Origin of the sequence: Rhizobacter sp., from assembly GCF_031412075.1 — a bacterium.
Lineage (GTDB): Bacteria > Pseudomonadota > Gammaproteobacteria > Burkholderiales > Burkholderiaceae_C > Rhizobacter.
The window spans coordinates 1-11724 of sequence record NZ_JANOCG010000067.1 but is presented as its reverse complement, the minus strand read 5'-3'; the positions used below and the strand labels follow the sequence as shown (position 1 = coordinate 11724).

Sequence of the window (11724 nt, the reverse complement as noted above, 5' to 3'; positions counted from 1 at the left end):
CGGCCAGGCACGCGCCCGGCCAGTGCGTTTGAGTCTACGCACCGACCTTGGCCGACATCTCCAGGTGGATTTGGGGCAAGTCGCAAGCAGGCGTGAAAAAGCCCTTGGTGCTTGCGCGCCAAGGGCTGGTTCACTGAAATTTGGTGGGCCCCGACAGATTCGAACTGTCGACCAACGGATTAAGAGTCCGCTGCTCTACCAACTGAGCTAGGAGCCCGCTCTCAAACTTTTCTTCTGCGAGTTTTTTGACTAGGTTGAACGAATTCTGGTGGGTTGTGCGGGACTCGAACCCACGACCAACGGATTAAAAGTCCGCTGCTCTACCGACTGAGCTAACAACCCGGTAAAGCCCATGATTATAGCCAGCTTAGCAAAGTCGCTTCAAACAAATCGGCGAAACAATGATTGTAGCGCCTCCCCAGCCGCTACAAAACCGAAACTGGCCGTGACGACAACACTCGACCCATAACCGTGGCAATTGAGGCTGCCATCGACTTCGCAGGCATCGACCGGCGGCGACACCGGCTCGCGTGAAAACACACAGCGCACACCCATTGCGCCACTGCGCGCAGCGCCGTGTTGCTTGCGCAAGCGCTGGCGCAACGAGGCCAGCAAGGGGTCATGCGTGACCTGGGCCAGGTCATCGACTTCCACCGCCTGCGCGCGCTGCTTGCCCCCGGCCGCGCCCACGCAGATCAGTGGGAGCTTGTTCTGCAGCGCCCAATGAGCCAATGCGGCCTTGGCCTGCACCTGATCGCAGGCGTCGATGAGCACGTCGATCTCACGCGGCAGCAAGCCGGGCCAGTTGTCAGCCGACACAAAGTCGTCGACAAGCTGCACATCACAACCAGGGTGGATGTCGGCAATGCGCTCGCGCAGCGCCACCCCCTTGCCTTGCCCGAGCGTCGCGCCCAAGGCCTGCACCTGGCGGTTGATGTTGGACTCGGCCACGTGGTCCATGTCGAACAACGTCAGCTCGGCGACACCACTGCGCGCCAGCGCCTCGACCGACCACGAGCCCACGCCACCCAAACCCACCACGCCCACACGTGCGGCACGCACCACCTGGTAACCCGCCTCGCCATAAAGACGGCGCAGGCCGCCAAAACGTCGCTCCAGATCGGGCGCCAGCAGGTCGAGCGCGGCGTTCATGCGATCGCCGCTTACTTCACCGACGCCAGGCGTTCCTTGCCAGCCTGGGCCGCCTCGGATTTGGGGTAGGCCTTGACCAACTCGTCGAGCGTGCGTCGCGCGCCCTTGCTGTCTTTCAGCTCCATCTGGCAGTTGACGATCGCCAGCAGCGCCTCGGGCGCGCGTGGATGATCGGGCGCCGCGGAGACCAGGCTGCGGAACGAACTCATCGCCTCTTTGTAGTCGCGCATGCCGTATTGCGCGTTGCCCAGCCAGAAGAGCGACGCTGCCTTGTAGCCGCTGCCGGGGTATCTGCGGTTGAAGGCCGCAAACGCCGACGAAGCCGCGGCAAACTCACCCTTGCGCAGCACCGCCATGCTGTCTTCGAACTGGCGGCGCTCTTCAGGGTCCACCAGGATCTCTTTGCCGTCGACCGTGACCTTCTGTGGCTCGAGCTTGCGGATGCGGTCTTCGACACCTTGCTGAATGTTTTTTTGCACGCGCTGCAACTCGACCACATCGCGCGTCAGCTGCTCGTCCTGGCCGCGCATCCGAGCCACCTCGGTGCGCATCAATTCGAGCTGGTTGTTGAGGTCGAGCAGGCTGCGCTTGAGCTGGTTGATCTGCTCCAGCAGCTGCGCCGTGCTGTCGGCTTGCGCGGCTTTCACGCGCGCTTCGCTCTGCTCTTGCTTCTGGCGCAGGTCGAGGATGGCCTTGCGCGCCTCGTCGTCGTCGAACAGGCCCGCATGAGCCGCCGGTGCGGCCAGCGCCAAAGCCAGCAACCACGCCGCGGGGCGGCGAGACGCCTTCACAAGCAAGCGGGCCATGCTCACGCTCAACGGTTGTTGAGTTCAGCGCGGCGGTTCTTGGCCCAGGCGGCTTCATCGCTGCCTTGCGCCGCGGGGCGCTCCTTGCCAAAGCTCACGGCTTCGACTTGGCCGTCGTTCACACCCAGCAGCTTGAGCGCCTTGGCCACCGACTCGGCGCGCTTCTGACCCAAGGCCAGGTTGTACTCGCTGCCACCCCGCTCGTCGGTGTGACCTTCCACCGACAGCTTCTTGTTGCGTTCGGTGGACAGCAGCTTGGCCTGCGCTTCGACCACCGGGCGGAACTCGTCCTTGACCACAAAACTGTCGTAGTCGAAGTAAACCACCTTGGACAACTCGGTCGCCGACGCGCTCTTGGTCAGGTCGACACTGGCCACGTTGTTGGGCGAGGTGCCACTCGAAGAAGCGCCGGAGCCACCAGCGCTGCCGGTCGATGGAGTGCGCGACTCGACCGGTGCCGGCTTGTCGTCGAGCTTCACGTTAGAGGCACAGCCTGCGAGGAAGGCCGAAGACACCGCAGCAATGAGAGCGAGGCGGGACATGTTCATGGTTTTCTCCTGTCGTCGTGAAAATTCGCGGGCGCGCTTGGCGCTAGCGCCCGAAGGGGCCCCAGACGGGCTCGCGCACATCCGGGAAACGGGACTCCAGCTTGGCCTTGATCTTGCCGTCAAGCGTGGTGGTCATCAAGGTGTCCCGGCCATTGGCACGGGTCGCGTAGATGATCAGCTTGCCGTTGGGCGCGAAGCTGGGGCTTTCGTCGTCTGAGCTGTCGGTGATGGCCTGGGGCGCAGCGGGTTTGCCCAGTTCACCGACATACAGCTTGAAGGCGCCGTTCTGCCGCGAAATATAGGCCAGGTAGCGGCCGTCGGGGCTGAGCGCCGGGCTGATGTTGTAGCCACCGGTAAAGCTCACGCGCTCGGGTGTGCCACCAGCCACCGCCACCTTGTAGATCTGCGGGCCACCGCTGCGGTCGCTCACGAAGTAGACGAGCTTGCCGTCCGGCGAGTAGGTGGCTTCGGTGTCGATCGACTGGCTGGTGGTGATGCGTCGTGGGTTCTCGCCATTGCGGCCGATGATGTAGAGCTGTGAATAGCCGTCTCGACTGAGGGTGACCACCAGCGAGTTGCCATCGGGCGACCAGGACGGCGCACTGTTGGAGCCGCGAAAGGCCGCAATCTTGCGGCGCTGCCCGGTGGACACGTCTTGCGCAAATACGATGGCTTTCTGGTCTTCGAAGGACACATAGGCCAGCTCCTGCCCGTTGGGCGACCAGGCGGGCGAAATGATGGGGTCGTTGCTGTTGAGCACCGACTCGCCGCCCAGGCCATCGGCAAAGTCGACCCGCAGCGCGTAGCGCTTGCCTGAGCGGGTGACGTAGGCGATGCGGGTGGAAAACACACCCCGGTCGCCGGTGAGTTTTTCGTAAATCACATCGGCGATGCGGTGCGCGGCCACGCGCAGATCGGCCGGCATGGTGGCGTTGCTCTCGCCGCCGATCACCTTGCCCTTGACCACGTCCCACAGCTTGAAACGCACGTCGAAGCGGCCGTCGGCGAGGCGGGTCACCGAGCCGCCCACCAGCGCGTCGGCCGAGCGTGAGCGCCATTCGCTCATGGGCGGTTGGGCAGCCTCGTCGAGCACCTGGTTGGCCTCGATGAGGCGGAACACGCCCGAGCGCTCGAGGTCGGCACGAATGATGGTCGACAGGCTCTGGGTGGTGCGGTCTTCATCGCGGAAGCGGGCAATGGCGATGGGCACCTGGGTGGCGCCCACGCCGGAGATCTCGACCCGAAACTGGGCTGCGGCGGGGTAGATGAGCCCCAGCGAGAGCAGCAGCAGGACGAAGATTTTGTGAGTTGAGTAGCGCATAAAAGGTGCGTATGAGCAGCGCCAGAACCGCCACTGTGAATCGTAGACAATGCCCATGATAGATGGAGCCCTACACATCAAAATGCAAAAGCCCCCGACATTGACTGTCGTGATCGTTGCAAAAAACGAGGCCAGAAATATCGCCGACTGCGTGACCAGCGCGTCGTTTGCCGATGAAGTCCTGGTGCTTGACTCTTGCAGCAGCGATGACACCATGGCCTTGGCTGAGCGAGCGGGTGCACGGGTGATCCAGACCGACTGGCCTGGCTATGGCCCTCAGATTGCGCGAGGCTTCTCGATGGCGAAATCCGACTGGGTGCTGTCGCTTGACGCCGATGAGCGCATCTCGCCTCGCCTGCGCGGCGAAGTGCTGGCGACGCTCGCAGAGCCAGCCCATGCCGGCTACCGGATTCCGCGCATCTCCGAATTCTGCGGCCGGTTCATCCGGCACAGCGGTTGGCGGCCGGACTTCACGCTGCGACTGGGGCGACGCGATGTATCCGCCTTCACCGACCATTTTTTGCACGCCCACATGACCGTGCAAGGCAGCGTTGGCGACCTCACCGAAAGCTTGATCCACTACAGCTATCCCGACCTTGACGACGTACTTGAAAAGCTCGGCCGCTACTCCAGCGGCCATGCTCGTGACATGCTCAGCCGCGGCAAGCAAGGCAGTCTGACGAAGGCGCTGATACATGGGTCGTTTGCATTTTTCAGAACCTACGTTCTGCGTCTTGGGTTTCTGGATGGGCGCCATGGCGTCATGCTGGCCATCTACAACGCCGAGTACACCTACTACAAATACTTGAAACTGATGCTTCTCAGGAGTCCACCAAGCCGTCCGGAGTTCCCTGGATGATTGAAGTCAGTACATTGCCGCTGAAACAGCGCCTGTTGCGAATTGCCCCCTACTTCGCCAACAGCGGCCGCGGGTTCGCTCTGGTGGCCATTGGTTCCACGGTCGCGGCGGCCACCGAGCCGGTGATCCCGGCCTTGATGAAAAGCTTTTTTGACAGCGGCAGTTTCAAGGCCCCGACATTCCCGCTCTGGATGATTCCGGCGGTCATCATCGGCCTCTTTGCGGTGCGCGGCCTGGCAGGCCTGGTTGCTCAATACGGTCTCGCCTGGTCGGCCAACCGGGGCACGCAGGCGCTGAGAGCCGCCATGTTCGACCGGTTGATGACGGTTCACCCCACGATCTTCAGCAACAACACCGCGACCTCACTGACCAGCACACTGACCTACGAAGCCCAGGCGGGAGCCGGCCTGCTGGTGGGTTCGGTCCAGACCCTCGTGCGCGACTCGCTCACCTTGGTGGCTCTGCTGGCCTACCTGCTTTACCTGAACTGGCAACTCACGCTGTTTGTCGGGCTGCTTTTTCCGGCCATCGCGTTCGTCATGCGCAAGCTCAGCAAACGGCTGCACCGGCTCACCATCGAGGGCCAGAACGCCACCAACGAACTCGCCTACGTGGTCGAAGAAAACGTGCTGGCCTGGCGCATCGTGCGGTTGCACGGAGCCGCACCATCACAGGCTCGGCGCTTTGCCAAGGGCAGCGACACCCTGAGACGGCTCTCGATCAAATCGACGATGGCCTCCGCGACCATGACGCCCATCACCCAAATGATTGCGGCCTGCGGCCTTTCAGCGCTGATCGTGGCCGCAGTCTGGCAAAGCGGCGTGCAAGGCAACGGCACTGCGGGCGGTTTCATTGGCTTCATCACCGCCATGATGATGCTGCTGGCTCCCATCAAACACCTTTCCGAAGTCGCCGGGCCGATCGCGCGTGGGTTGGCCGCCCTGGAGCGCGGGGTGGCCTTGATCAAGGATGCCCCCATCGAGCAAGGTGGCGGGTACGACCCTGGCCGCGCTCGTGGCCACATCGAGTTGCGCGAGGTGAGCTTGCGCTACAAAGACGACTTGGCGCCTGCGCTGGCCGATGTGAGCCTGCAGTTGCACATCGGCGAGACCATCGCGCTCGTCGGCCCTTCCGGCGCGGGAAAGTCCACTCTGGTGAACCTGCTGCCGCGCTTTCTGGAGCCCACTCAGGGTCAACTGCTGCTCGACGGGCGCCCCCTGCACGAATGGGATGTCGCTGCGCTGCGCCGACAGTTTGCGCTGGTCAGCCAAGACGTGGTGCTCTTCAACGACACCGTGGCGGCCAACGTCGCACTGGGCTCCGGTGATGCGGCGGAGTTCGATCGAGAGGCCGTGCGCCGGGCCCTTCAGGCGGCCAACATGCTTCAGTTCGTGGAGAGCCTGCCACAGGGCCTGGACACCATGATCGGCCACAACGGCAACCAGCTGTCCGGCGGGCAACGACAGCGCCTGGCCATTGCACGTGCCATCTACAAAGACGCGCCGATCCTGATCCTCGACGAAGCTACTTCGGCACTCGACTCGGAGTCCGAGCGAATGGTGCAAGAGGCCCTGGACACCCTGATGCGCGGTCACCAGCCTCGTCATCGCTCATCGCCTGTCCACTATCAAGGCGGCCAACCGCGTGCTGGTGCTCGAAGGTGGCCGAGTGGTTGAGCAAGGCACGCATGCGGAGTTGCTAGCGCAGAACGGCTTGTTTGCCCATTTGCATTCGCTTCAGTTCAGGACCGGGGCCAACCGACCCGAATCGACCCCCGTCTGACGCGAGCGCATCAAAGGCTGTGCCGCCGCCGCCGCCACCATTTCTTCCAGCGGAACTGGAGCTTCTGGAACCACAAGGTGTGCGACTGCTCCAGGCTGGATGAGAACGTCCCGTTGTGGCTGCCCTGCTCGACCACGGGCGGCTCAAGCCAGAACATCGGCGTGCCAAGCGTTCGGTCAATGTGCTCAAAGGTGTGGTCGATCGCCGCATGGATGCCATTGGCTTCTATCCAAGCCAGACGCCGCTTTGCAGTTTCATTCGACAGAATGTAGGAGTCCGCAAACTTGCCCTGGTTGCGCGGGTACAGCCATTGCCCCTCACGGATCTGCTCGCTGGGCACGTAGTAGTGACCGCCGCAGCCAAGAAATGTGATGTGGGGGTCATGCAAAGCCAGTTCTTCGTGCATCAACCCGTTGAGGGCGGGCAAGAAATTCTTGGACAAGATGACGTCGTCTTCCAGCACCAGCACGCGAGACATCTGCCGCTCCACCACCAACCGATGCGCTTGCCAATGTTTGAGTGCACATGATTGTTGCGCCGCAGACAGCACACCCTCCTTGAAGAGTCGCTGCCTCAGGGCTTGCGGAATGGAGGGGATGTCGAAATCGAGGACAAACTCATACGGAAGGCCAAGCGCATCCATCTGGGCTTCGATGAACCTGCGCCGTTCGACGAAGGTCGAGGCGTGTATCACAAGGATGGCGTCAAGCCCCGAGGGCAACGCCCGCGCGGGCTGCTGCGTTGAGGGCTGATTGGCGTGCATGGTTGTTGGATTGAACGAGATGCATCATTCTCGACCATAAGCCCCACGCCTTTCTCGCCTGCTGATCACCGTGTCAGCAGACTCGAACCATGCAGATCGGTCGATACAATTCGCCACGCCAAGAAGCCACACGCCAGCCAACCGCCGACTGGCCGCATCTCCATGACACCATCCATCAGCGGCTTCACTTTTTTGCGCAACGGCACCAAGCTGGGTTTCCCGTTCGAGGCTTCGGTGCGCTCGCTGCTGCCACTCGTGGACGAGTTTGTGATCGCTGTCGGACAAGGCGAAGACGACACGCGCGAGCGCCTGCTCGCCATCGGCGACCCAAAGATTCGCCTCATCGACACGCGCTGGAACGAGCGCATGTCGGAGCGGGGTTTCGTTTATGCCCAACAAAAGATGATTGCCCAGTACGCCTGCACCGGCGACTGGGCTTTCTACCTTGAAGGCGATGAAGTCCTGCATGAAGGCGAACTGGCCGCGATTCGCACTGCCGTCGAACGCCACCACGGCAACGCACGAGTCGAAGCCCTGGCGTTCGACTACCTGCATTTTTACGGTTCGCCACACTGGCTGGCCGTCAGCCCGGCGTGGTATCGCCGCGAATGCCGCCTCATCCGCAATACCATTCGCAGCTACGCGCCCGATGGCCAGTTCTGGGTGGTCATGGACAAACACCGGCGTGGCCGCCACCCGCAGGCAGCCTTGGCCAATGCGCACATCTACCACTACGGCCATGTGCGGCGCACGAACTACATGCAGGCCAAGATGGATCAGGTCAGCAAATACTGGTCGCATGGCGCACCCAAGGTTGACTACCGCAACATCGACGCGCAGGCCTTGCGGCCGTACGGCGGCACGCATCCGTCCGTGATGCACAACTGGCTCGCGACCGAAGCCGAGCCTCATTTCACCCCAGACCCTACCCACCAGCTCACACCGCGCGAGCGCAAGCACCGCTGGTCGATGGTGCTAGAGCGCTGGTTGGGCTGGGATCTGAGCCGCAAGCACTACCGTCTGGTGGCCTAGGCAACGGTGCGCAATATCGGCATCAGCCTGGGCAAGCTGGATTCACTCAGCGACGGTCTCGGCGAGTTCTCCACCCAGATCTGCGAGCGCATCGCGGCTGCAGCTCCTGCATGGCGTGCCGAAGGTGTGCAGTTCCATCTGCACATGCCGAAGCACTGGCATGGTCGGTTTGGCGATGGCGTGTCCTACCTGGAAACGCGTTCTTCGCAAAGCCTTTGGCACTGGCAAGGTTGGCGGCGTTTCGTTGGTTGGCATGGCCTGAATCAGCTCGGTCGCGTGGGGCCTCCGTTGTTCACGCAACACTCGTTGCTGACCATTCACGACCTCAACACGCTGTACCACGACGACGAACGCGCACGCCGAAATTCGCTGACCAAGCTCAAGGCAAGGCTGCGCAAGTTCGACGGAGTCAGCACCCTAACCCACCATGTCGAAGGCGATATAAAAAAGCACCTTGGCTGGCACGGGCCTATCAGCGTCATTCCCAATGGGGCACGCAATCTCACCGCTCATGCGCAGGAGGTCGTCGAAGGTTTGCCCGCGGGCCGCTTCCTGTTGCACCTGAGTCGCATGGCAGCTTCCAAGAATCCGCAATCACTGTTGGAGCTGGCTGCTTGTTGGCCCGAGCAATGGGTCGTGATGGCGGGGCCGCGAAACGCCGATTCGGACCGCTTGCGTACCCAGGCGGCTGAGCGCGGGCTGGCTAACCTTCGGGTGGTACAGGAGGTCAACGATGCTCAGAAAGCTTGGCTTTATGCAAACTGCCAGGGCTTTCTCTTCCCTTCGCTGACCGAAGGCTTTGGGCTGCCGCCACTCGAAGCCATGCACTTCGGCAAACCCGTGTTTCTGTCGCGCTTGACCAGCCTGCCCGAGGTGGGTGGCGCCTGGGCTGGCTACTTTGACAGCTTCGAGCCAAAGGCCATGCGCTGTTGCATAGAAACCGAGAGCCCTCGCCTGCTCGCCAACGCGAAATCCATCTGCGAACACGCCGCGCAGTTCACCTGGGATCGGGCGGCGCAGTCGTATTTGGCGATATATCGCCAATGGCTTCAAGGATCCGCGTCACCAGGTCAACCGCAGGAACATCGTTGACCCCGTTGGCGCCGTAAAGCCAGGTGGTTCGGTTTGCCGCGGTCAACCTGAATCGTGGCTCGCTGATACCGGCAAACAGTGTGACCACCGGTACGCGGGCGGTGTGTGCCACATGTAGCAGCCCACCGTCGGAGCACACCACCAGTGCACTGCGGCGCATGATCGCGTGCACCTCGCCCAGCGAATGCTGCGCAATGCGATCGATGATGGTGAATCCCGGATTGGCTGCCATGATCTGGTCGCGCATCGCCTTGCCGTTGTCCGATCCCACCAGCACCACCGGCCTGTCCAGGCCGCGAGCGCGCAGACCTTGCAAAACCTGCGGCCACTGCAGATACGTGCACCAGTCGCGCACACCGCCGATGGCCATCACGATCGCGTCACGCGGGATCTTCAAGCCCTCGACGCTGTCCTCTTCTTCCTCCGACGCCCACATGCTGGGGCAGGCCATTCGTTGGATCGCGTCTTCGCTCAGCGACAACCCCAGCAGCTGAACCATCCGGTAGTAAGCAAACAAGGTACGGTTGTGCTCTGGCCCCGTGTAGTAGCCATAGATGTTGGCAAATGGCACGTGACGGTAGTGCGCAAACTTCTCTTTCACCGAGCGCGAAGAGGCGCTGTGCAGAAGCACCAGGTCGTACGGCCCGGGCAGCTCAGCGGCGGTAGCACCGATGTTTGTGAAGACACGGTCCGATCGGTAAAGCTGCAGCAGGTGCGGATTGGTGAGTAAATCGATTCGTTCGACCTTGCCTCTCAACAGTTCGCGTGCTGCCAAGTCTGTCAGCGAGTCGCCCACCTGCGGCATGCCGTGGTGGATCCAGAGCACACGCCGGTGCACCGACAGGTCAATGCGCTCGCGCTCCAGATGCGCCTGCCCATGAAACAGGAAATTCAGCGAGCGCGACGCACGCCGGCGGGCCACGGCCCAAACCGAAATGCGCTTCGCGTAGGCATCCACCGATGAGGGAAGTGCTTGCGGAAATGGTGGTTGCCAGGTTTCCTGGGCATAGCGGAACACACGATCGGTCAGCACATTGGTCTCGAGTGGTAGATCACAAGCCATTCCCCGTGAACCTGGCAAGCGCAGATTTTAGTTTCAACCTGAGCCAGAGCTTGCGCTCCCGTGAGCCGTTGGCGAGCCGGCGCAAATGCAGCAAGCGCGCGGCTGTGTCGTACTGGCCGTAGCGAATCAACGCCTTGCACACCCCCAGCGACTGCGGGGTCAGCGCTGCGCCGCCCTGCAGGGACTCGACCGCCGTCGCAAGGAATTCGCTGAAGGCTTTATAGGCGGGCCGCAAAGCAGCGTCACGCGACGCCGCATCGCGGATGTTGCGCAGAAATTCGCCAAAGAAGTGGGAGCTAAGTGCCCTGGGCGCAAGCGTCCTCACGAAAGCCAGCAACTCTTCAGCACCCAGTACGCGCGGTAGGTGCTGCGCACCATGGAAGCCGAAGGCGTCGGCCTGTAGCAGGCCGTCTTCGACTGCAAAGCGGTTTGCCAGCGAGACCGGCGCGAAGCGGATGCCACGCCGCTCGAGCGCATCGCGGTACGTCCGGCAGATGGCCAGGTCCTCAGGATGCGATGGCGCAAAGTCGAGCTCTGCAAGCATGTCGATCAGGCGGCGCGAACGCAGCGAAAAGCCACCGTTGCCCACCGAGTAAGGCTCAGGGACGTGGCGCCAGGGTGCGCCAATGTAGTCGTACGTCAGGAAATCGGCACACCACGCATCGGGATTCAGCACGAAGCCATCCCATTGGATCACCAGCACATGAGAGGTTCTGATGTGAGGCCCAAGCGACTTGAGCATGAACTCGGAATAAGCCTCGATGCTGCGCAGCGGCTCGATCTCCACTCCGCGCACGCCTTCGGGCAGCTGCAGCGATTTAAGGGTGTCGTGATCAGCGCAGAACAGCACATCGCCGAATGACAGCTCACGCAGACTTCGCCGAATGGCCTGGAGTGCCCAAGGCGCGCGCTCAGTGCAATCGATGCAGCACAAGGTCACATCGGGCAGAAATTTTCTTTGTACGCGTTCGAGACGGGAGATGTTATCCAAGGTCGGTCGCGGTAGCCCTCAGCCAGATCTCGATGATAAGGTGAGGCTGCGGCTTGCGTTTGTAGAATTGCCGAGCACTTCGCCCCTTCTCCTTCGAACCAACTGACCTAGACATGACACGGCAAGACAAGCTCGCGCAGGCACCGCTGATGGACTGGCCGTCCGAGTCGTTCCTTGCCAAGTTCCGGCGTTGGCGTCGCGCAGTCAAAGCCCGCATGCCGTATGTACGACGGCGCAACTACACATTGTTGGCCACGAGGGAGCAAAAGTTCATCGACGACATCTTGCTGCGCTCGTGCCACAGCAATTCCGCGG

Annotated in this window: 11 protein-coding genes, 2 tRNA genes and 1 pseudogene; 5 read left to right on the top strand and 9 right to left on the bottom strand. The window is 62.1% G+C overall.

The window, feature by feature from the left end:
- Positions 1-141: 141 nt before the first annotated feature.
- From RMO40_RS02550 to tolB, 6 genes are all read right to left on the bottom strand, one after another.
- Positions 142-217: transfer RNA gene (locus RMO40_RS02550), tRNA-Lys, on the bottom strand.
- Between the two features lie 49 nt (positions 218-266).
- A tRNA-Lys gene (locus RMO40_RS02545) sits at positions 267-342 on the bottom strand.
- Positions 343-381: 39 nt separating this feature from the next.
- The gene (locus tag RMO40_RS02540) at positions 382-1152 is read right to left on the bottom strand and encodes a ThiF family adenylyltransferase (protein WP_309715846.1); all 771 of its coding nucleotides are present in this window, start codon (positions 1150-1152) and stop codon (positions 382-384) included.
- An 11-nt stretch (positions 1153-1163) separates the two neighbouring features.
- Positions 1164-1958: a tol-pal system protein YbgF gene (gene ybgF, locus RMO40_RS02535; RefSeq protein ID WP_309715844.1), complete on the bottom strand. Its 795-nt coding sequence runs from the start codon at positions 1956-1958 to the stop codon at positions 1164-1166.
- An 8-nt stretch (positions 1959-1966) separates the two neighbouring features.
- Complete coding sequence (gene pal / locus RMO40_RS02530) at positions 1967-2506, bottom strand: peptidoglycan-associated lipoprotein Pal (protein ID WP_309715840.1); 540 nt, start codon at positions 2504-2506, stop codon at positions 1967-1969.
- Between the two features lie 43 nt (positions 2507-2549).
- On the bottom strand, positions 2550-3827 hold the full coding sequence (tolB, locus tag RMO40_RS02525) for a Tol-Pal system beta propeller repeat protein TolB (protein WP_309715837.1): 1278 nt from the start codon (positions 3825-3827) through the stop codon (positions 2550-2552).
- Positions 3828-3909: 82 nt separating this feature from the next.
- Here tolB and RMO40_RS02520 point away from each other — a divergent pair, with 82 nt between their 5' ends.
- Both RMO40_RS02520 and msbA read left to right on the top strand, forming a co-directional pair.
- Positions 3910-4686, top strand: coding sequence for a glycosyltransferase (locus RMO40_RS02520; protein ID WP_309715834.1), 777 nt, complete (start codon positions 3910-3912; stop codon positions 4684-4686).
- Positions 4683-6468: pseudogene (gene msbA / locus RMO40_RS02515) on the top strand (lipid A export permease/ATP-binding protein MsbA). The gene RMO40_RS02520 and the pseudogene msbA overlap by 4 nt, the downstream one beginning before the upstream one ends.
- Positions 6469-6478: 10 nt before the next feature.
- On the opposite strand, the gene RMO40_RS02510 reads toward msbA, so the two are convergent.
- Positions 6479-7231, bottom strand: a complete 753-nt coding sequence (locus RMO40_RS02510) for a glycosyltransferase family 25 protein (protein WP_309715831.1) — start codon at positions 7229-7231, stop codon at positions 6479-6481.
- A 162-nt stretch (positions 7232-7393) separates the two neighbouring features.
- Here RMO40_RS02510 and RMO40_RS02505 point away from each other — a divergent pair, with 162 nt between their 5' ends.
- A complete protein-coding gene (locus RMO40_RS02505; RefSeq protein WP_309715828.1) occupies positions 7394-8263 on the top strand; it encodes a glycosyltransferase in 870 nt (289 codons plus the stop codon).
- Positions 8264-8269: 6 nt separating this feature from the next.
- Positions 8270-9355 (top strand): glycosyltransferase, encoded by a 1086-nt coding sequence (locus RMO40_RS02500; RefSeq protein ID WP_309715825.1) that lies wholly within the window; start codon positions 8270-8272, stop codon positions 9353-9355.
- Here the strand turns inward: RMO40_RS02500 and RMO40_RS02495 are convergent.
- Together RMO40_RS02495 and RMO40_RS02490 are read right to left on the bottom strand one after the other, a co-directional pair.
- Complete coding sequence (locus RMO40_RS02495; protein WP_309715823.1) at positions 9261-10388, bottom strand: glycosyltransferase family 9 protein; 1128 nt, start codon at positions 10386-10388, stop codon at positions 9261-9263. The two genes, RMO40_RS02500 and RMO40_RS02495, sit on opposite strands and share 95 nt — an antisense overlap.
- Before the next feature lie 19 nt (positions 10389-10407).
- Positions 10408-11409: a DUF5672 family protein gene (locus RMO40_RS02490; RefSeq protein ID WP_309715820.1), complete on the bottom strand. Its 1002-nt coding sequence runs from the start codon at positions 11407-11409 to the stop codon at positions 10408-10410.
- Between the two features lie 113 nt (positions 11410-11522).
- Between RMO40_RS02490 and RMO40_RS02485 the strand changes: the two genes are divergently transcribed.
- Positions 11523-11724, top strand: a 202-nt coding sequence (locus RMO40_RS02485; protein ID WP_309715817.1) for a hypothetical protein, incomplete at its 3' end; no start/stop codon positions are given.